This is a genomic window from Selenomonas sp. oral taxon 892 str. F0426 (genome assembly GCF_000468035.1).
Classification (GTDB): domain Bacteria; phylum Bacillota; class Negativicutes; order Selenomonadales; family Selenomonadaceae; genus Centipeda.
The window spans coordinates 263,495-285,395 of the sequence record NZ_KI260523.1 but is presented as its reverse complement, the minus strand read 5'-3'; the positions used below and the strand labels follow the sequence as shown (position 1 = coordinate 285,395).

Here is a 21,901-nt window from a genome sequence, read left to right as displayed (position 1 = left end):
GGGAGCGTCTGCTGCGTCAGGCTTCCGCATATATCACCTTTTAAGAGGTCCTGTGAGGCCTTAAGGGAGTTTTTTAATGAAATACGCTGTACTATCCGTATATCCAATTTTAGAATACAAAGCTTTCTTATGCCGTTCTTTTGGCATTGGAAAGCTTTTTTGTTTGAATCATTGATCAAATGAAAGGGGTTGCACATGAGTCAGGAGTTATCACTCAAGGGACGCGATGTTCTTGCGCTCGAAGATTTTTCGGCGGAGGAGATTCGTCTCGTGCTGAACACGGCACGCGAGATGAAGAACATCATCGGCCGTGATATCAAGAAGGTGCCCGCGCTCCGAGGAAAGGCGATCGTTACCCTGTTCTACGAGCCGAGCACGCGCACGCGTACGTCGTTCGAGCTCGCCGGGAAGTATCTCGGCGCAGATGTCGTGAACATCACGGCGAGTGCATCCAGTATCGTCAAGGGGGAGAGCCTGCGCGACACGCTCTATACGATTGAGGCGATGGGTACGGATGCGATCGTCATGCGGCACAAGGCGGAGGGCTCCGCTGCGTACGCTGCCGATGCGGTCTCACCGGTTATCATCAATGCGGGGGACGGCGCGCATGCCCATCCGTCGCAGGGGCTTTTGAATCTCTATACGATAGAAGAGAACAAGGGAAAACTCGCGGGGCTGAAGGTCGCCATTCTCGGGGATGTACTGCACAGCCGCGTGGCACGCTCGGATATTCAGGGGATGCGCAAGATGGGAATGGACGTGCATATCGCGGGTCCACGCACCCTAATTCCTCGCTTTCTGTACGAGGAAGAGGGAATTACCATCCATGACCGCATCGAGGATGCCGTGGAAGGTGCAGATGTCATCGAAGTGCTGCGCATCCAGCTCGAACGCATGAAGGGCGGGCTGTTCCCGTCGACGCGTGAGTATGCACGCATCTACGGGCTGAATGAGGAGCGTCTGGCACTGGCAAACGACGCTCTCGTCCTACACCCAGGTCCCATGAACAAGGGGTGGGAGATCTCGGAATCCGTCGCGTACGGTGTGCAGTCGCGGATTCAGGAGGAAGTGAAAAACGGGGTTGCCATCCGCATGGCACTCTTTACATTGGTTCTGATGGGAGGGAAAGCCTGATGAGCGCATTGCTTTTGAAGGGGGGACGTGTGATCGACCCCGCCGCACAGCGTGATGAAATCTGTGATGTCCTCATCGAGGATGGTGTGATCAAAAAGGTTGGAAAAGATCTGAGCGCGGACGGTGCCGAGGTCTATGATGCCGCCGGAAAAATCGTCACCCCCGGGTTCATCGATATGCACACGCATCTTCGCGAGCCGGGGCAGGAGGCGAAGGAGGATTTTGCCTCAGGCTCACGCGCGGGTGCAGCGGGCGGCTATACGACGGTCGCGACGATGCCGAATACACGTCCCGTTGTGGATGATGCTGCGCTTGTCACGAGCCTCATCAAGCGCGCGGAGGACGTTGGCGTCATCCATATCCGCATCATCGGCGCCGTGACGAAGAATCAGGAGGGCAAGGAACTCGCCGAACTCGGTGACATGGTCGAGGCGGGGGCGGTTGCGTTCTCGGACGACGGTCATTTCGACCCCTCGGCGAAGGTGCTGCTCAGCGCGTACGACTATCTCGTCCCGTTTGACAAGGCAATCATCAATCACGAGGAAGAGACATCACTCGTCGAGGACGGCGCGATGAACGAAGGGCATCGAAGCACGATGCTTGGCATCAAGGGGCGTCCCATTGTGGCGGAGGACATTGCCGTTGCACGAGATGTCATGCTCGCGGAATATGCGGGTGCGCATGTGCACGTCGCACACATCAGCTCGGGACGCGCGGTACAGCTTGTACGTGAGGCAAAGGCCCGTGGGGTACGGGCGACAACGGAGGTCACGCCGCACCATCTAACGCTGACAGATGCGTGTGTCGATCCGCGTGACAGCTCGACGAAGGTGAACCCGCCGCTGCGCACGGCAAAGGATGTTGAGGCGATGGTAGAGGGACTGCTTGACGGCACAATCGATATGGTTGTTACCGACCACTCGCCGCATGCACCTGAGGAGAAGGATCGTGAGTATATCTATGCCCCAAGCGGTTTTCCAGGGCTCGAGACGGCGCTTGGCGTGCTGCTGACCGACCTTGTTCATACAGGAAAAGTTCCTTTGGAAATCCTGATTGAGCGGATGACGTACGGTCCTGCGCGTGTATTCAAGCTGAACGCGGGAACACTCGGTGAGGGAGCACCCGCTGATGTCACGGTGATCGACCCGGATCTCGTCTGGACAGTCGACGTGAATAAGTTCTATACGAAGGGCAGGCACTCGCCGTTCAACGGACGGGAACTCAAAGGAAAAGCAGTGCTCACCGTGGTCGATGGCAAGGTTGTTATGAAGGATGGGGTCATAATCGTATGAAAGGAAAACTGATACTGGAGGACGGTTCCGTTTACATGGGCGAACTGCTCGACAGTGAAACAAAAGCCATCGGTGAGGTTGTATTTACCACGACAATGACGGGATATCAGGAGAGCCTGACCGATCCTTCGTTCTGTGGGCAGATTCTCACCATGACATATCCCTTGATCGGGAACTATGGTACGGCGGAAAAATTCATGCAGTCACGGAACTCCTTCGTGCGCGGCTTTGTGATCGGGGAACTCTGCGACGCACCGAACAACTGGCAGTCCGAAGAGACACTGACGGAATTTTTGACAGAAAACAACATTCCCTGTCTTTATAATGTGGATACGAGAGCCATTACGCGTCATATTCGCTCGGCAGGTGCGATGAAGGGCGTGATTGTCCCGGCAGATATGGCAGAGAACGAGATTGCTGCGCTGCAGAGCGAGGAACTCCCGCGAAACGTGGTTGAGACTGTGACGACGCCGGAGGTCTATACACTCGAGACGGAGACGCCCGACGCGCCGCATATCGTGGCGATGGATTTCGGCGTGAAGCGCAGCATTCTCTGCAACATCAACCGCATTGGTGCAAAGGTGACTGTTGTGCCCGCGCATACGAGTGCGGATGAGGTGCTTGCGCTGAATCCAGACGGCGTATTTCTCTCGAACGGCCCCGGTGATCCGACGGATGTGCCGGAGATCGTAGAGGAAGTCCGCAAACTCGCAGGGAAGAAGCCGATCTTTGGGATCTGCCTCGGGCATCAGCTCCTTGCACTTGCCTTTGGTGCAAAGACTTACAAGATGAAGTTTGGGCACCGCGGCGGAAATCAGCCGGTCAAGAATCTCAAGATGAGCAAGGTACATATCTCTGCGCAGAATCACGGCTATGCTGTCGACCCTGTTTCTCTTGAAGGAACACCGCTTGTTGTTACGCATGTGAATGTCAACGATGACACAATCGAGGGGCTTCGTCATACGTCTCTGCCGATTTTCTCCGTGCAGTACCATCCGGAGGCTGCGCCGGGGCCGGACGATAATATGTATCTCTTTGACGAGTTCTGGAATCTGATGAAGGGGGAGTGACGTATGCCGCGCAAGGAAAATCTGAAAAAGGTCATGGTCATCGGCTCCGGTCCCATCATCATAGGGCAGGCGGCTGAGTTTGATTACGCCGGATCGCAGGCGTGCCGTGCATTGAAAGAGGATGGTCTCGAGGTCGTACTCGTCAACAGCAATCCAGCTACTATCATGACAGATACGAATATCGCCGACCGCGTCTACATTGAGCCGCTGACGGTGGAGTTTCTCGAAGAAATCATCTCCAAGGAGAAGCCGGATGGTCTGCTTGCGACACTTGGCGGACAGGCGGGGCTGAATCTGGCTGTTCAACTTGCTGAAAAAGGTGTTCTCGAACAGCATGGTGTGGAGCTTCTTGGTACCTCGCTTGACGCCATTGAGAAAGCTGAAGATCGCGAGCGCTTCAAGGAGACAATGGAGAAGCTCGGCGAACCGATCCCAGAGAGCACGATCGTCGAGGATGTTCGATCTGCTGTTGAGTTTGCAAACTCTATCGGATATCCAGTCATTGTACGCCCTGCGTACACAATGGGCGGCACAGGAGGCGGTATTGCAGAGAATGAGGAAGAGCTCATCGGCATCGTGATCAAGGGCCTGAACTACTCGATGATCGGGCAGGTGCTCATTGAGCGCAGTGTTGCCGGGTGGAAAGAGATTGAGTTTGAGGTCATTCGTGACGGCCACGACAACTGTATTACCGTTTGCAGCATGGAGAACTTCGATCCTGTCGGAGTACATACGGGAGATAGCATTGTTGTTGCTCCTGCACAGACGCTGACGGATCATGAATATCAGATGCTGCGCAGTGCGAGTATCCGCATCATCCGTGAACTGGGCATCGAGGGCGGCTGCAATGCACAGTATGCGCTTGACACGAAGAGCAACAAGTACTATGTCATTGAGGTCAACCCGCGTGTGAGCCGTTCCTCGGCGCTCGCCTCGAAGGCGACGGGCTATCCAATCGCAAAGGTGTCCTCGAAGATAGCGATCGGATACACGCTCGATGAGATTGTCAACTCCGTGACGAAGAAGACAAAGGCGTGCTTTGAGCCGACGATTGACTACTGCGTGGTGAAGTTTCCACGCTGGCCATTTGATAAATTCATCTACGCAGACCATACACTCGGCACACAAATGAAGGCTACAGGCGAGGTCATGTCCATTGACCGCAGCTTCGAGGGGGCAATCCTCAAGGCAGTGCGTTCGCTCGAGATCGGTGTGAACCGCCTCTATATCGACCGCTTTGCCGAGTGGGACGACGAGCGCGTAGAGAAGCAGCTCTCTGCGGTCAACGACGAGCGCATCTTTGTCATAGCTGAGGCTTTGCGGCGCGGCAAGCTGACGGTCGATGAGATTTCGGATATCACGAAGGTGGACAGGTGGTTCATCCATAAGCTGAAGCACATCACAGATGTGGAGAATCAGCTTGCCTCCGCTCCGCTCACACCGAAGCTGCTCGCGGCGGCGAAATGGGTCGGTCTTGCCGATGTCTCCATCGCCGAGCTGACGAAGAAGACGCGCGATGAGATCCGCACCATGCGCCGCAGTCATAACATTCTCCCCTGCTATAAGATGGTAGATACCTGCGCCGCTGAGTTTGAGGCAATGACGCCGTACTATTACTCCACGTTCCGCGGCACGGAGGATGAGGTTGCCGTCTCCAATCGGAAAAAGGTGATCGTGCTCGGCTCAGGTCCCATCCGCATCGGGCAGGGTGTCGAATTCGACTACTGCTCGGTGCATTCGGTCTGGGCACTGCGTGAGATGGGCATCGAGGCCATCATCATCAACAATAATCCGGAGACGGTCAGCACGGACTTTGACATCTCCGACCGTCTCTACTTCGAGCCGCTGACCGTCGAGGATGTGCTCAACATTGTCGATAAGGAAAAGCCGGACGGAGTCATCGTCCAGTTTGGCGGCCAGACCGCGATCAATCTCGCGGCGGAACTCGAGCGTGCAGGACTTCGCGTCTATGGCACCTCCGTCAATGACATCGACCGCTCCGAGGATCGTGAGCGCTTCGATGAGGTTCTGACGCAGACGGAGATCTCGCGCCCCGAGGGCATCAGCGTGACAAATCTCGCAGACGCCGTGGCTGGGGCAGCCCGCATCGGTTATCCCGTCATGGTGCGTCCCTCCTATGTGCTCGGCGGACGCGCGATGGAGATCGTCTACAACGAGGAGGAGCTGCGCGACTACATGAGCCGCGCAGTCAAGGTGACACCGGATCATCCCGTTCTCGTTGACCGCTATATGCAGGGAACGGAGGTCGAGGTCGATGCCATCTCCGATGGTGTAGATGTCGTCATTCCGGGCATCATGGAGCACATCGAACGTGCCGGCATTCACTCGGGCGACAGCATTGCGGTCTATCCTCCGCAGACGCTGCCCGCGCGCGTGATTTACACCATCATCGATTATACGAAACGACTTGCCGTTGCGCTCCATGTCAAGGGACTGCTCAACATTCAGTTCGTCGTTGCGCGTGACGAGGTCTTCATCATCGAGGTCAATCCGCGCTCGAGCCGCACGGTGCCGTTCCTGTCCAAGATCACGAACGTCAACATGGTCGGCGTTGCAACGCAGGTGGCGATGGGCGCAACGCTCAAGGAGCTTGGGTTCCACTCCGGTCTGATTCCGCCGCGTCCCTATGTTGCGGTCAAGGCGCCCGTCTTCTCGTTTGCAAAGATGACGGATGTGGACATCTCTCTCGGACCTGAGATGAAATCGACGGGCGAGGTCATGGGCGTGGACTATCACTATGCGCGTGCGCTCTACAAGGCAATCGTCGGCTCGGGGCTGAACATCCCGACGAAGGGCTGCCTCCTCTTCACGGTTGCGAACAAGGACAAGGAGGAACTGAAGCAGCTTGCCAAGGCGTTCTCCGAGTTCAATTTCGACATTGTGGCAACAGAGGGAACGGCGAAGGCGATTGCCTCCCTCGGCATCGATGTGGAAGTGGTCGGAAAAGTTCACGAACGCAGCTCGGACATTATCGAGATGATCAAGAGCGGCAAGATCAACATGGTCATCAACACGCTGACGCAGGGCAAGCACTCCGCACGCGACGGCTTCAGGATCCGCCGCGCGACTGTCGAGCACGGCATTGCCTGCCTCACCTCGCTGGACACGGCGTGGGAGGTTCTGCGCGTGCTCGAGTTCATGCGGAATCGCCGCCTTGTCTATACACTTGCAATACAAGACTACGTTGGCGGAGGGGATGATCTTGCCTAAGCTAATCGAGGAGGCGCGGATTCTTTCCCATAAAGCTCCGATTGCGGGGGTCGATATATTGACGCTTGCCGCACCGCTGATTGCGCGTTCTGCTCTGCCGGGACAGTTTGTGCAGATCTCTGTGCCGGCGGATGCCGGCTTTCTGCGCCGCCCGCTCGGGATTGCGGAGGTCTCACGCACGGAGGGATGGATTCGTCTGATCTATCGTCAGGTGGGACGTGGTACGGAGGGGCTGGCGTCGGCAGAGACGGGAACGTCCGTCTCCGTTCTCGGCCCCCTTGGACGCGGCTTCTATACTGGGCTGGAACATCCGCTGCTCGTCGGGGGCGGCATGGGCCTCACGCCGCTGCTCTTCTTTGCGGCAGAGCATTCGAATACCTCCGTACTGATGGGTGGACGCACGCGGGAGGAGGTCTTCTGGGAGGAGATCTACCGTCCTCATGTGCGTGAGTGCTTCGTTACAACGGACGACGGTTCATATGGCACGCAGGGCTTTGTGACAACGCTCCTGCCGAAACTGCTGAAAGACGACGCCTATGACGGTGTGGCGGTCTGCGGCCCTCCCGTCATGATGGAACGCGTTGCGGCCATTGCAGCTGAGTATGGGGTTCCCTGTGAGGTATCGCTTGAAAAGCGTATGGCATGCGGGCTTGGTGCGTGTCTCTCCTGCGCCGTGGATACGAAAAGCGGGCGGCGTAAGGTCTGCAAGGACGGCCCCGTATTCCCGGCGGGGGAGGTGTATTATGCCTCCTAATACAGTGAAATATCCGTATGATGATCTCCTGCGCACAAATATCGCAGGCATCGAGATGCGGACACCTGTTCTCACGGCGTCCGGTACATTCGGCTTCGGCGAGGAATTTGCGGACTTTGTCGATCTCGCACGTCTCGGCGGCGTGATGGTCAAGGGGACGACACTCGCTCCGCGGCGGGGCAACGACGGCATACGCATTGCGGAGACCCCGCAGGGGATGCTCAACTGCATTGGCCTCGAAAATCCAGGCGTGGAGCACTTTCTGACAGAGATTTTGCCGCGCATTCGGCCGTATGGTATGAATGTGGTCGTCAACATCTCCGGCAGCTTAGTGGACGACTATGCGGAACTTGCAGAGCGGCTGAATGTTGTGGGCGTCGCTGCGCTCGAGATCAACATCTCCTGTCCGAATGTCAAGGAGGGCGGCATTGTCTTTGGGACGGATCCACGGGCGGCAGCCGATGTCGTACGTGCAGTTGCAGCTGTGTCCGAGAAGCCCGTCATCGCAAAGCTCTCTCCGAATATCACGAGCATCACGGAGATGGCGCTTGCCGTTGAAGAGGCAGGGGCAGATGTGATCTCGCTCATCAATACACTCATCGGCATGCAGATTGACATCCATCGACGCCGGCCAGTGCTCGGCAATCGAACAGGGGGACTCTCAGGGCCTGCAGTCAAGCCTGTTGCCGTACGCATGGTTTGGGATGTAGCGCATGTGGTGCAGATTCCTGTCATTGGGATGGGGGGGATTGCCTCCTGGGAGGATGCAATGGAATTCTTCCTCGCAGGAGCCTCTGCTGTTGCTGTGGGGACGGCGAACTTCAATGATCCTGCGGTCACGATGAAGATATGTGATGGCCTTGGCAGACATCTTCATGAGAATAAAATTTCCAATATAGGCGAAATTGTTGGGAGAGCATGGGAAACAACTTAAAATTTATGAAAAAATTTTTCATAAAAGGGATTTTCTGTTCGTAAGGATTGTCTCCATCCCATATATCACAAAGGGTTGGGGGACTTTTGACACCTATACCCCACATGTGGTATAATCTTTGCGTTGGTATGAGAAACCGAGACAATCGCGTCCGTTTTGATGGGCGAGGAAAGTCCGAGCTCCACAGGGCAGTGTGCTGGATAACGTCCAGCGAGGGTGACCTTAGGGAAAGTGCCATAGAAATTTATACCGCCGATCTGATCGGTAAGGGTGGAAAGGTGCGGTAAGAGCGCACCAGCAGTCAGGTGACTGGCTGGCTTCGGTAAACCCCACATGGAGCAAGACCAAATAGGGAAGGGTTAAGGCGGCCCGTCGACCTTCCGGGTAGTGTCGCTTGAGGCGTCTGGCAACAGGCGTCCCAGATAAATGATTGTCACCGCCATCGTGGCGGAACAGAACTCGGCTTATTGGTTTCTCACAGCCAATATATTTACAGAAGCATTTTGATATACTCGAGGAGCTCCTTGAGTATAGGTGGAAGGAAGTGTTTGCTTGCGAAAGAAAATCAAGATTCTTGCATTATCCGCAATGCTTCTCTGCTCCGCAGCAGTTGCGAGCGCAGAGTCATTCCAGCTTGGCGATCAGGGAACGGATGTAGCTGAGATTCAAGGACAGCTCTCCAGTTTTGGCTATGACGTTGTTGCCGACGGCGATTTCGGACCGGCGACAGCAGAGGCAGTGAAGGAGTTTCAGGCAGCACAGGGGCTTGCCGTCGATGGGATGGTAGGTCCCTCGACGTATCAGGCACTTCTTGGAAAATCCATGCCGCAGGTCAGCCGCGGTTCCAACTATATTGTTCGCCGTGTGATCTCGGACTCCATGCAGTACATCGGAGTACCTTACTCCTTCGGCGGCACGACGCCATCTGGGTTTGACTGTTCCGGCTTTGTGCGCTATGTCTTTGCCAATGCGGGCATCTATCTCCCGCGTACGGCAGATGCGCAGTACGATGTGGGCTATCCGATCTCGTCTTCGGAGATGGTGCCCGGCGATCTCGTATTTTTCTCCACGTATGAATACGGACCGTCTCATGTTGGAATCTATCTCGGCAACGGGAATTTCATCAATGCTTCGTCGAGCCGTGGTGTTGCGATTGACAATCTGTATGGCGGCTACTGGGGTGCGTGTTACATTGGTGCACGCCGCATTATGTGATGATACAGAATCTGGGGAGGGGCATTGCCCCTCTTTTTTTATAGGAGTACGCCATGTCAGATCTCTTTCTTTGCCTTCTTATTTTCCTCATGCTATACTATGTATTTGGCGATGAACTCTTTCCGCGATAAAAACCTACATTAAATAAAAAAGTATTACTTCTAGTTGTAATTTGATATGAATTTATGTAATATGGGGAGCGTACAGCCATGGAGGATCGATATTATCTGGCCGCACTACTGCAATGTCGCCATATTGGCAGCGTACGTATGCGTCGACTGCTTGCATCTGTACCTTCTGCACAGGAAATCTGGTCTATGGATATCGGCTCCCTTCGGGACGAGGGAGCTCTCTCAGAGACTCTTGCCGATGCGCTTGTGCAGCATTGCAGAAAAAATGACACATTGCCGCATCAAATAGCGGAAGAGTGTGCGCGCCAGGAGATTGAGGTCATCACCATAGAGGATGCATCCTATCCAATCATCCTGCGTGAGATCTTCGATCCTCCTCTTGTGCTCTATCATCGTGGCGTGCTGATTCCAGATGCACGCCGCATTGGCATGGTCGGTGCTCGGAAGTTTACCGCCTATGGTGAGGCTGCAGCGATGGAGTTTGCTGAGCGGATTGCGGCGGCTGGTGTCACCATTGTGAGTGGTGCTGCCCGCGGCATTGATACGCGCGCACATCGTGGTGCGCTGCGCGGAGGCAGGACAGTTGCTGTGCTCGGCTGCGGTGTGGATATTGCATATCCTCCCGAAAACCGCCGTCTGCTCTTGCAGATTGTCGAGGCGGGGGGCGCTGTGGTCTCCGAGTATGCGCCGGGCACACAGCCGCTGCCGGCATTTTTTCCCGCGCGCAACCGCATCATCAGCGGACTTTCCGAAGGAACGCTTGTGATTGAGGCGGCAAAGCGCAGCGGCTCTCTGATCACGGCGGAGATGGCACTCAGCGAGGGGCGGGACGTATACGCAATCCCTGGGAGCATCTACTCGCCGCAGAGCAGCGGATGTCACAATCTCATCCGCGCGGGTGCACGATTGGTGGAGACACCGCAGGAGATCTTGGAGGAGATGCGTCTTGTCGAACCGCCCAAGCGCTCCGTGCGCGAACAGCTGACACCGGAGGAGGCACATATCTATCGGGTTTTGTCCGTTGATCATCCACTCAGCATGGATGAGATTATGGACAGCCTGCCCGAGCACATTGCGGCAAGTATCCCGCTGCTCCTGCTCCAAATGCAGCTGAAAGGAATTATTACAGAGAATGAAATGCACGCCTATCGGCGCGCCGAAAGGAACTGACGGATTGGCTACGCTAACATCTGGACGCAAAAAGAAAGCATCTGTGAAATCCACAAAGAACGAGAAAACATCGGGAAAAAAAACATCCAAAAAATTTTTGGTGATCGTGGAGTCTCCGGCAAAGGCAAAGACCATCGAACGCCATCTTGGAAAGAACTACATTGTTCGCGCGTCCATGGGACATCTGCGCGATCTGCCGAAGAGTCAGTTCGGCATCGATGTTGACAATGATTTTTTACCGAAGTATATCAATGTACGCGGCAAGGGAGATCTCATTCGTGCGCTCAAAAAAGAGGCCAAGAATGCGGATAAAGTCTATCTTGCAAGCGATCCCGACCGCGAGGGTGAGGCGATTGCCTGGCACCTGGCACACATCCTTGGTGTTGATCCAAAGGAGAACTGCCGTATTGTCTTTCATGAAATCACAAAGCCTGCGATTGAGGAGGCTGTTCAGCATCCTCGTCCCATCCATATGGAGCAAGTAGACGCACAGCAGGCACGGCGTATGCTCGACCGTATCGTGGGCTATAAGCTCTCACCGCTCCTTTGGCGCAAGGTGCGCAAGGGGCTTTCCGCCGGACGTGTGCAGTCTGTGACCGTACGTCTGATCTGTGATCGGGAACGTGAGATCGATGCGTTCCGCTCGGAGGAATATTGGACGGTTGAGGCAAAGCTGAAAAAGGGGAAGAGTTCATTCAGTGCGGACGTGACCCATGCTCATGGGAAAAAATTGGCGTTGCACAGTGAGGCAGCGACGAAGAAGCTGACGAATGATCTGGAGCGCCAGAGCTTTACTGTCAAGGAGGTCAAGCGCAGTGAGCGCCGCAAGAAGGCGGCGCCGCCGTTTACCACGAGCTCGCTTCAGCAGGATGCCGCTCGCAAGCTGGGCTTTACCTCCGGCCGTACGATGATGATCGCACAGCAGCTCTATGAGGGCGTCGTTCTCGGACGGCATGGGGCGACTGGACTTATCACCTACATGCGAACCGACTCAACGCGTATCTCGAATCTCGCCATAGATGAGGCACGCGGCTATCTCAGCGGGGAGTACGGCAAGGACTATATTCCGACGCGCCCCAATATCTATGCGATGGGGAAGAAGGCACAGGACGCACACGAGGCGATCCGTCCGACGAGCATTCTGCGGACACCGAGTGACGTGGAACAGTATCTGAACCGTGATCAGCTGCGTCTCTATACGCTCATCTGGCAGCGCTTTGCTGCAAGTCAGATGTCCGCGGCTGTCTACGACACGATCGCAGCACAGATCACAGCAGGGGACTACCAGCTGCGTGCGCATGGTTCAAAACTGAAGTTTAAGGGCTATACCGCCGTCTATGTCGGAGCTGAGATCGCAAAGAAGGAGAAGGATACGCTGCTCCCGGAGCTCGAAGCAGGCGATACTCTTGTACTCGATGCACTGAAGCCGGAACAGCACTTTACGGAACCGCCGCCGCGCTATAACGATGCCTCCATTGTCAAGACGCTGGAGGAGATGGGGATCGGTCGTCCGAGTACATACGCGCCCATCATCGAGACCATTCAGAAGCGCGGCTATGTGGAGCGCCGTGAAAAGCAGTTCCGCCCCACAGAGCTTGGCTTCATTGTCACCGATATGCTTGAGGAATATTTCAAGGACATTGTGGACGTGAAGTTTACGGCAAATCTGGAAGGGGAATTGGACGAGGTTGCGGATGGTTCTCTGGACAAGAACGTGCTGCTCCGAAAATTCTATGATCCATTTGATGAGACGCTCAAGCAGGCAGAGGATGTCATCGGTGAGGTAGATCTTCCAGACGAGGTCACAGACATCCCCTGCGATAAATGTGGACGCATGATGGTGGTCAAGCAGGGCCGTTTCGGAAAATTCCTTGCGTGTCCCGGGTTCCCGGACTGCCGCAATGCAAAACCGCTTCTGCGCGATACGGGGGTCGCTTGTCCGAAATGCGGCGGCAAGATTGTCGAGCGCAAGAGCCGGCGCGGACGAGCCTTCTTTGGCTGTGATCGGTATCCGGACTGTGACTATACAACGTGGGACGAACCACAGCAGGAAAAATGCAAGGTCTGCAATTCGTTTATGCAGAAGCATCGTTACCGTACAGGTCGCAGCATCCTCTACTGCAGCAATGAGACCTGTACCTCGCGTGTTGGCAGCCCCATCGAAAAGGAGCTGGCACGGCAGAAAGAACGTGCGCAGGCGGCGAAAGAGGCGGGTGCCGAGACTCCGGCAGAGGAGAAGGGTGCTGCCGCGAAGAAAAAAAATACGCGTCGTAAGGAGACGCGCTCATGAAGAAGGTCACTGTCATCGGTGCGGGGCTTGCCGGAAGTGAGGCGGCATGGCAGGCTGCCGAAGCCGGTGCCGTCGTGGAACTCTATGAAATGCGCCCCCTGCGCAGATCTTCGGCACATAAGACGGACGGTTTTGCCGAACTTGTGTGCAGCAACTCCCTGCGCGGTGCGGGACTCGAGAATGCCGTCGGCGTCCTCAAGGAGGAGATGCGGCGTCTTGGCTCTCTCATCATGCGGGCGGCAGATGCGACTGCCGTGCCCGCGGGCGGTGCGCTTGCGGTTGACCGCACAAAATTCAGTGATTATGTTACGACGCTCATTAAAGAGCATCCGAACATCACGGTACATCATGAGGAGATCACGGAGATTCCCTCCACGGAAGAGACCATTGTCATCGTCGCTTCGGGGCCGCTGACCGACGGCGCTCTCTCCGATGCGGTTTCGCGTCTGCTCGGCAATGATTCCCTCTATTTCTACGATGCTGCCGCTCCTCTCGTGAGCTTTGCGAGCATCGATATGAGCGCCGCATATCGTGCCTCCCGGTATGGGAAGGGCGAGGCAGCGTACATCAACTGCCCGATGGATGAGGTGCAGTATGAGGCGTTCTGGACGGCACTGACGACGGCGGAGACAGCAGAGACGCATGATTTTGAGAAAGAGATCTTCTTTGAGGGATGTATGCCCGTCGAGGTCATGGCGTCGCGCGGAAAGGACACCCTGCTTTATGGACCGCTCAAGCCCATGGGCCTCGAGCATCCCGAGACAGGTGTTCGTCCTCATGCCGTTGTTCAGCTGCGGCAGGACAACGCAGAGGGGACGATCTACAACATTGTTGGCTTTCAGACGCGGCTCAAATGGCCGGAGCAGCGGCGTGTCTTTCAGATGATTCCGGGACTCACACAGGCGGAATTTCTGCGTTACGGCGTGATGCACCGGAATACGTTCATGAATGCGCCGCGTCATTTGCGTCCAACATTTCAGCTGCAGACGAATGATCGGCTCTTCTTTGCCGGACAGATGACGGGGGTCGAGGGCTATGTCGAGTCCGCTGCATCCGGACTGATGGCGGGCATAAACGCCGTACGCCTTGCTGCGGGCAAAGAAGTGCTTGTATTTCCGCAGATGACCTGTCACGGGGCACTCGCGCATTATATCACCTCATGCGACCCTGCGCATTTTCAGCCCATGAATATCAACTTCGGGCTTCTGCCTCGCCTAGAGAACCTTCCACGACGTACGCGCAAGCCCGAGAAAAAAAAGATGATGGCAGAGCGTGCATTGGATGAACTTGCTCGTTTCTGCGCAGCGTATATGAATGGAGTGCATAGAGTATGACATTTCATGCAACAACCATTGTTGCTGTCAAAAAGGGGAATAAAGTTGCGATTGCCGGAGATGGACAGGTCACCTTCGGTGAGCGCGCGATTATGAAGGCAAATGCGCGTAAAGTACGCAGACTTTATCATGGCAAGATTCTTGCGGGCTTTGCGGGATCCGTTGCAGATGCGTTCACGCTGTTCGAGAAGTTTGAGATGAAGCTCGAATCCTACGGTGGGAATCTGCAGCGCGCCGCCGTCGAGCTTGCAAAGGATTGGCGCACGGATAAGGTGCTCCGCAAGCTTGAGGCACTCCTGCTCGTTGCGGACAAGGACGGCATCCTCATGATCTCAGGCAACGGCGAGGTCATCGAGCCGGACGGGGACTGCACCGCGATCGGGTCGGGCGGCTTCTTTGCCCTTGCTGCAGCGCGTGCCCTTGTCGCACACAGCGAAATGGATGCCCCTGAGATTGCAAGGGAATCCCTCTCGATTGCGGCGGATATCTGCGTCTATACCAATCATAATATTACAGTGGAGGAACTGGAATCATGAGTCAGATCGGAGTCAACGAACAGACGCCGCGCGAGATTGTTGCCGAACTCGACAAATACATCGTAGGGCAGCATGAGGCAAAGCGCTCTGTCGCCATCGCACTCCGCAACCGTTGGCGCAGCCGCCGGCTCGACGATGAGATGCGCGAGGATGTCATTCCGAAGAACATCCTGATGATCGGCTCGACGGGTGTCGGCAAGACCGAGATTGCGCGCCGTCTCGCACGGCTTGTCCGTGCGCCGTTCCTCAAGGTCGAGGCGACGAAGTTTACGGAGGTCGGCTACGTCGGGCGCGATGTCGAGTCCATCGTGCGCGATCTCGTGGAGACCGCCGTACGCATGGTACGTCAGCAAAAGATCGAGGAAGTACAGGAAAAGGCTGCGGAAAATGCAGAGGAACGCCTTCTCGATGTGTTTGTTCCACCGCCTAAGAAGTCCGTCAATCCTCTCAGCAGTATTTTTTCTTCAGATACAGAGGAGAAGCAAGAGACGGAGGATCCTCCGAAGTATCAGGCAGGGCGTGAGTGGGTACGCAAACGTCTGCGAAATGGGGAGCTTGAAAACGATGTAATCGAGATTGAGGTCGAGGAGTCTGCGCGCCCCGCAGGCAATATGTTTGCGGGATCATCCTTGGAGGGGATGAGCGACAATCTCCAATCCATGATCGGTAAGCTTATGCCGAAGCATCCTCGCAAGCGGAAGGTCACCGTCGATCAGGCGCGCAAGATCTTTACTGCTGAGGAGGCGGACAAGCTCATCGATATGGATGTCGTTGCCGAAGAGGCAGTGCATACCGCTGAGTACAGTGGCATTGTCTTTCTCGATGAAATTGACAAGGTCGCCGTTGCGAGTGGCCGCAGTGCGGGCGCAGATATCTCTCGTGAGGGCGTACAGCGCGATATTCTGCCGATTGTCGAGGGATCGACGGTCATGACGAAGTATGGTCCCGTCAGGACCGATCACATCCTCTTCATCGCGGCGGGAGCATTCCACATAGCGAAACCCTCCGACCTCATTCCGGAGTTACAGGGACGTTTTCCGATCCGTGTAGAGCTTAAATCTCTTGTCAAGGCGGACTTTGAGCGCATCCTCACGGAGCCGAAAAATGCGCTTATCAAGCAGTACAGTGCACTTCTTGGCGTTGAAGGTGTCTCTCTCCACTTTGCGGACGATGCCATTGGACGGCTTGCTGAACTTGCGGAGATGGTCAATGAGCAGACGGAGGATATCGGTGCGCGCCGCCTCTATACACTCCTTGAAAAACTTCTCGAAGAGCTTTCCTTTGATGCTCCGGATCTTGAAGAAAAGGAGATTGTCATCGATACTGCCTATGTCGACCGCTGTCTCGCGCATATTGCGGGTGACCACGATGTATCGCGCTTCATCCTATAAACAGCGGAGGGGGGAAAAGAACGGTTTGGAAATTTGTCCAAGCCGTTTTTTCTGTTGCCTAAGTCTCCTTTTTATGCGATAATCCATTATGAGAGAATCTGCGTATAGGAGGTGGCGGGATGGACGAACAGGGCGGCCTCTTTGAACGTGCTGCATACCAGCCGCTTGCCGAGCGCATCCGTCCCCGCACACTGGAAGAATTTGTCGGGCAGGAGCACCTCCTTGGGAAGGGGAAGGTGCTGCGACGCCTCATCGAAAGTGACCGCATTACGTCCATGATCTTCTGGGGACCGCCCGGCGTCGGAAAGACGACACTGGCACAGATCATCGCTGCAAGGACACAGGCGAAGTTCATTAACTTCTCTGCGGTAACAAGCGGGATCAAGGACATCCGCACGGTTATGCAGGAGGCAGATCGCCGTCGTATATACGGCGAGCGCATCATTGTCTTCGTCGATGAGATTCATCGCTTCAACAAGGCGCAACAGGATGCCTTTCTGCCATTCGTGGAGAAGGGCAGCATTGTATTGATCGGAGCGACGACGGAGAATCCGTCGTTCGAGATCAACAGTGCGCTCCTGTCACGCTGCCGCGTCTTTGTCCTGCAGGGACTCAATACGGAGGATATCAAACATCTGCTGCAGCACGCTATATCCTCCGAGCGAGGGCTTGGCCGTCAGCGCATCCATCTCTCCGAGGATGGATTGACGGCAGTCGCCGCCTTTGCAAACGGCGATGCACGGAGTGCACTCTCTACGCTCGAGATGCTTGTGTTGAACGCAGATGAGCGTGATGGAGAGATCTATGTGACGGAGGAGAATTTGGCACAGTGCATCTTGCGCAAATCTCTCCTCTACGATAAGAGCGGCGAGGAGCATTACAATCTCATCTCTGCACTGCATAAGTCCATGCGCAACTCAGACCCCGATGCAGCGGTCTACTGGCTTGCGCGGATGCTTGAGGCGGGAGAAGACCCGCTCTATGTCGCACGCCGGGTGACGCGTTTTGCCGCAGAGGATGTGGGACTTGCTGATCCGAGGGCACTTGAGATTGCCGTTGCGGCATACCAGGCATGTCACTACATCGGCTTTCCGGAGTGCAATGTGCATCTGACGGAGGCGGTCGTTTATCTCTCCCTTGCACCGAAGTCGAACGCGATGGAGACGGCGTATCTTGCGGCAGCGGCAGATGCCCGCAAGATGCTGGCAGAGCCTGTGCCGCTTGTGATCCGCAACGCTCCGACGAGACTCATGAAGGATCTGGACTACGGCAAGGGCTATCAGTATGCGCATGATACAGAGGAACATATAACCAATATGCAGTGTCTGCCGGATTCTCTCGTTGGAAGAACCTATTATCATCCGACGGAACAGGGAATGGAAGCTCGTTTTCGAGAGCGGCTTGATTGGATCAAAGAATGGAAGAAAAATCATCCGTCAAAAATAAATAAATAAAAATAACAAAAAACATATAATAAATAACAAAGAATATGATTTTTTGGATGGCGATGGTATTCGTCACTGTGAGAAAGGAAGGAACTCCGGCGTTGGATGGGAAGCTGAAATTATATGGGTTTAACAACCTCACAAAGGCGTTGAGCTTTAATATCTATGATATCTGCTATGCAAAATCAGCACGTGAGCAGCGGGATTATATTAAATATATTGATGAACAATACAATTCTGATCGTCTCACGAAGATTCTGTCACAGGTCACGGATATGATCGGCGCACGGATTCTCAACATTGCCAAACAGGATTACGATCCGCAGGGGGCAAGTGTCACCATGCTGATTGCAGAAGAGGCGGCGGTTGTCTCTGGCAGTAAGAAGCCTGTGAATGCGAAGCCGCCTGCGCCTGAGACAATCCTTGCACACCTCGATAAGAGTCATGTGACCGTACATACGTATCCCGAATATCATCCCGATACGAGCATTGCAACGTTTCGTGTAGATATTGACGTGGCAACCTGTGGAGAGATTACGCCGCTGCAGACGCTCGACTATCTCATCAGTCAGTTTGACTCAGATATCATCACGATGGATTATCGCGTACGCGGCTTCACACGTGATCTCCAGGGGCGCAAGCTCTTTATGGACAGCAAGATGACCTCCATCCAGGAGTTTATTAAGCAGGAGACTCTCGATGAGTATGATGCCGTGGATATTAATCTCTATCAGGCGAGTCTTTTTCATACACGCATGCTGATCAAGGAGCCGCAGCTTCAGAACTATCTCTTTAATACGGATGTCGACGAGATTCCGCCTAAGACACGCCTCCTCATTAGCACGAGTCTCCGGCGTGAGATGATTGAGATCTTCAGTGGAAGGAATGTCTACTAGCATCGGTTGATTGTGGTGTATTGCTGAGGGAGTTGGTCATATGCCCATGTTCAAAAAATCCCTCCTAGTTCTGCTCGTTCTTGTTCTGGCGGCCTTTGGCGGAACAATGTATGGCTACTATGCGGAGCAGCAAGCAATTGCCCTTGATGAAGGAACTGCTGAACGGGCTGAAACGCCGCGCTCTATTGTTGTCTATGTGACGGGTGAGGTAAAGAAACCAGGACTTGTTACCCTTGCAGAGGGGCAGCGCGTTGCAGACGCAGTGAACGCCGTGGGCGGTGTCATCGAAACAGCGGATATTGACCGCATCAACATGGCCGCCTTTTTGGAAGATGGGATGCAGGTTCGTGTGCCTGAGCGCGTTGTCGGCGGGAGTGAGCGCCCGCAAAATGCGAGTGCAGGAAAAAATACCGAAGGACAGATCAACCTAAATACTGCAAACGAGAAAGAGCTGCAGGAATTGCCTGGGATTGGACCAGCCATGTCCGCACGTATTGTTGAGTATCGTGAGACGAACGGTGCTTTTCAAAATATTGAAGACATTAAGAAGGTACGAGGCATCGGGGCAGCTAAGTTCGAGAAATTGAAAGACCGGGTGACCATATGACGACGGGGCAGTACCAGCTCTCGTTCCTCTGTGGTCTCCTTGTGTCGTTCTGCCTGGGTATTCTGTGCAGCGCCTTCCTGCACCTCACATTCTCGTTATATTTTCCATATCTTGTCGTGATTTTGGTGATCATGATACTTGCCTCTGGCATCCTTGCTCTCAAACAGAGTGAACGAACATGGATTGCCTTTCTGGGGCTTTTTTTCATTTTGGGACTCTTTCGCTTTGCGGCTGCATATGAGCTTTTGCCGTATGATATTTCATACATGACGGGGGACCGTGCATCCGTTCATGGAATTCTGACAGATGCTCCCCACATGACGACGGATGCAGATGGTGTTCAGCATATTCGTTACACAGCTGCCGTTCAGAAGGTCGTACGGGGACAGGCGGAACAGCCGGGAACGGGTAAGCTCTACGTCTACACACGACGGGATTCTGCAGAAGATTCACCGATTGGTGAAATCGGTGATGTGATTACGGCGGAGGGAAAGATTCGCCGATTGCACTACTATCAAAATCCGGGACAGATCAACACTCGATTTCTTTTGCGGTGTGAGGGAATTACAGCCAGCCTGTCAGCCTCTGAAAATGACATAAAAATCACTCCAAATACTGAGCCTTCCTACGCACAGGCCTTTCTTCGCTGGGTGGCACAGGTGCGTGCACACTATTTTGACCGCATGGCTGAGGTTATGCCGCGCAGTGATGCAGCAGCAATCTTTGCCATGCTCTTTGGCGGATACGAGGGGATACGGCCTGAACTACTCGAGGCCTTTACAACAACGGGCATTGTTCATATATTGTCTGTCTCTGGTTCACATATTAGTCTTCTTGCTGCAGTAATCGCATGGCTGGCACTCTTTTTTCGACTGCCGCGATGGATTTCTGTGATGGCGGTCGTCTTAGCCATCGGTATTTACGTCATCCTTGCGGGTCTTGTTCCACCTGCAGTTCGCTCCGGCATCATGGGAGCCGTTGCCTTTCTGGGGCTCGTCCTTGGGCGAGAGCGCGATGCACAGTATCTGCTCGTACTCACAGGACTGCTGATGTTGGTCGTATCGCCGCTGCTCTTCTTTCACATCAGCTTTCAGCTGTCGTTCTTGGCGACAGCCGGACTGCTGGTTCTTGCTCCTCTTCTGCGCTCCTGGATGGAGCGCCTGCCCTTCGTGGTTGCTGCAAGTCTATCCATTACTCTGGGAGCTCAGCTTGCGGTGCTGCCGATCCTGGCGTGGCATTTCAATCAGATTTCCGTCTCTGCGCTTCTGTCCAATCTCATCGTTGTTCCCCTTGTCGATATCATTATTATCCTAGGTCTTGCGGGAGGCATTGCGGCGTTTGTCCTCCCCGTTCTTGGCAGCATTGTCTTTGCCGTTGATAGTCTGCTCCTTGGTGTGACATTTGAGATGACGAAAGTGATGGCGTCGCTGCCGTTTGCCGTGATCGTGCTTCCATCAATGGGAATTCCTGAGGGCCTTCTATACTATGGTCTTCTCTTAATCCTGTTTATGCCAAAGCAATATCGAAAAAAGGCGGAGCGACTACTGCTCTGTCGCCGTCGTATGACTGTCCTTATCGCGGCAGTTCTTGCTATTGTGCTCGTTTCGTGGCAGTTTATGAAGTCCCCTGAGATGGAGGTTCACTTCATCGATGTTGGACAGGGGGATGCGGCGCTCGTGATAACGCCTCACGGCCATGCGATGCTTTTTGATACGGGCGGGACGCGGGATAATGCTTTCGATATTGGTGCACGCGTCGATCTGCCGTATCTTCGTCACTATGGAATTCAGGCACTGGACTATATCTTCCTCTCGCATGCACATGAAGATCATGCGGCAGGGGCAGGTGCGATCCTGTTGCATATGCCGGTGAATCACGTCTATACTGCGGGGGAGGGGACTGGGGTATATGCAAGAAGTATGCGTATAGGTGACGGCAATCCATTGCTGATGAAACTCGGAACGGCGCAGGAGGGGCAGTCCATCGTACTGGATGGCGTGACGGTAGAATTTCTATACGCCCCGCCTTATAGTGAAGTGGAACACCTGACAGGCAATGAGGTTTCAAATGTCTACCGCGTTTGCTATGGAAATGCAAGTTTTCTCTTTACTGGTGATCTTGTAAAGGAGCATGAGATGAAAATGATTGCACGGGCGGGTGACCTTAACAGCACTGTTGTCAAGGTGCCGCATCATGGCTCAGATACGTCGAGCTGCGAGGACTTTGTTCGTGCAGTACATCCGAGCTATGCCATATACTGTGTTGGGGAGGGCAACTCTTTTGGACATCCGAGACCATCTGTTGTAGAACGATATGAGCGGGTGGGTGCAAGAATGCTTCGGACGGATCGAGACGGTGCAATCGTTTTTCATACGGATGGGAAATCTCTCTCCGTCCATACCTTTGCTGAGGGGAATTTTTTGAACGACTGATTGCATGCGTCTTTTCTTTCCCTTATAATGTGAATGGCA

At 54.5% G+C, this 21,901-nt stretch carries 16 protein-coding genes and 1 other RNA gene; all 17 read left to right on the top strand.

The genetic code is table 11. The features are described 5' to 3' along the window. Positions 1–195: 195 nt before the first annotated feature. Positions 196–1,134 carry an aspartate carbamoyltransferase catalytic subunit gene (locus tag HMPREF1992_RS02275; RefSeq protein ID WP_021684196.1) on the top strand — a complete coding sequence of 313 codons (939 nt, stop codon included), beginning with the start codon at positions 196–198 and terminating at the stop codon, positions 1,132–1,134. After that, positions 1,134–2,426, top strand: coding sequence for a dihydroorotase (locus tag HMPREF1992_RS02270; protein ID WP_021684195.1), 1,293 nt, complete (start codon positions 1,134–1,136; stop codon positions 2,424–2,426). The genes HMPREF1992_RS02275 and HMPREF1992_RS02270 overlap by 1 nt, the downstream gene beginning before the upstream one ends. Further along, positions 2,423–3,496 (top strand): glutamine-hydrolyzing carbamoyl-phosphate synthase small subunit, encoded by a 1,074-nt coding sequence (gene carA / locus HMPREF1992_RS02265; RefSeq protein ID WP_021684194.1) that lies wholly within the window; start codon positions 2,423–2,425, stop codon positions 3,494–3,496. The genes HMPREF1992_RS02270 and carA overlap by 4 nt, the downstream gene beginning before the upstream one ends. A gap of 3 nt (positions 3,497–3,499) precedes the next feature. After that, entirely contained in the window at positions 3,500–6,727 is a 3,228-nt protein-coding gene (carB, locus tag HMPREF1992_RS02260) for a carbamoyl-phosphate synthase large subunit (RefSeq protein WP_021684193.1), read from the top strand. Then, positions 6,714–7,481: a dihydroorotate dehydrogenase electron transfer subunit gene (locus HMPREF1992_RS02255; protein ID WP_021684192.1), complete on the top strand. Its 768-nt coding sequence runs from the start codon at positions 6,714–6,716 to the stop codon at positions 7,479–7,481. Before carB ends, HMPREF1992_RS02255 begins: the two co-directional genes overlap by 14 nt. Next, the gene (locus HMPREF1992_RS02250; RefSeq protein ID WP_021684191.1) at positions 7,471–8,415 is read left to right on the top strand and encodes a dihydroorotate dehydrogenase; all 945 of its coding nucleotides are present in this window, start codon (positions 7,471–7,473) and stop codon (positions 8,413–8,415) included. Before HMPREF1992_RS02255 ends, HMPREF1992_RS02250 begins: the two co-directional genes overlap by 11 nt. 129 nt (positions 8,416–8,544) lie before the next feature. Then, positions 8,545–8,897, top strand: an RNA gene (rnpB, locus tag HMPREF1992_RS10925) — RNase P RNA component class A. 70 nt (positions 8,898–8,967) lie between these two features. After that, a complete protein-coding gene (locus HMPREF1992_RS02245) occupies positions 8,968–9,630 on the top strand; it encodes a C40 family peptidase (RefSeq protein ID WP_037358092.1) in 663 nt (220 codons plus the stop codon). Positions 9,631–9,839: 209 nt separating this feature from the next. Further along, on the top strand, positions 9,840–10,931 hold the full coding sequence (dprA, locus tag HMPREF1992_RS02240; protein WP_037358089.1) for a DNA-processing protein DprA: 1,092 nt from the start codon (positions 9,840–9,842) through the stop codon (positions 10,929–10,931). Further along, positions 10,894–13,221, top strand: coding sequence for a type I DNA topoisomerase (gene topA, locus HMPREF1992_RS02235; RefSeq protein ID WP_021684187.1), 2,328 nt, complete (start codon positions 10,894–10,896; stop codon positions 13,219–13,221). Before dprA ends, topA begins: the two co-directional genes overlap by 38 nt. Further along, positions 13,218–14,555, top strand: a complete 1,338-nt coding sequence (gene trmFO, locus HMPREF1992_RS02230; protein WP_021684186.1) for a methylenetetrahydrofolate--tRNA-(uracil(54)-C(5))-methyltransferase (FADH(2)-oxidizing) TrmFO — start codon at positions 13,218–13,220, stop codon at positions 14,553–14,555. Before topA ends, trmFO begins: the two co-directional genes overlap by 4 nt. Continuing rightward, entirely contained in the window at positions 14,552–15,091 is a 540-nt protein-coding gene (gene hslV, locus HMPREF1992_RS02225; RefSeq protein ID WP_021684185.1) for an ATP-dependent protease subunit HslV, read from the top strand. Before trmFO ends, hslV begins: the two co-directional genes overlap by 4 nt. Further along, positions 15,088–16,482, top strand: coding sequence for an ATP-dependent protease ATPase subunit HslU (gene hslU, locus HMPREF1992_RS02220; RefSeq protein WP_021684184.1), 1,395 nt, complete (start codon positions 15,088–15,090; stop codon positions 16,480–16,482). The genes hslV and hslU overlap by 4 nt, the downstream gene beginning before the upstream one ends. 119 nt (positions 16,483–16,601) lie before the next feature. Continuing rightward, positions 16,602–17,936, top strand: coding sequence for a replication-associated recombination protein A (locus HMPREF1992_RS02215; protein WP_021684183.1), 1,335 nt, complete (start codon positions 16,602–16,604; stop codon positions 17,934–17,936). Positions 17,937–17,989: 53 nt separating this feature from the next. Further along, the gene (gene speD, locus HMPREF1992_RS02210) at positions 17,990–18,823 is read left to right on the top strand and encodes an adenosylmethionine decarboxylase (RefSeq protein WP_369791852.1); all 834 of its coding nucleotides are present in this window, start codon (positions 17,990–17,992) and stop codon (positions 18,821–18,823) included. Between the two features lie 40 nt (positions 18,824–18,863). Further along, positions 18,864–19,430, top strand: coding sequence for a helix-hairpin-helix domain-containing protein (locus HMPREF1992_RS02205; protein WP_021684181.1), 567 nt, complete (start codon positions 18,864–18,866; stop codon positions 19,428–19,430). Continuing rightward, on the top strand, positions 19,427–21,862 hold the full coding sequence (locus HMPREF1992_RS02200; protein WP_021684180.1) for a DNA internalization-related competence protein ComEC/Rec2: 2,436 nt from the start codon (positions 19,427–19,429) through the stop codon (positions 21,860–21,862). The genes HMPREF1992_RS02205 and HMPREF1992_RS02200 overlap by 4 nt, the downstream gene beginning before the upstream one ends. Positions 21,863–21,901: the final 39 nt, after the last annotated feature.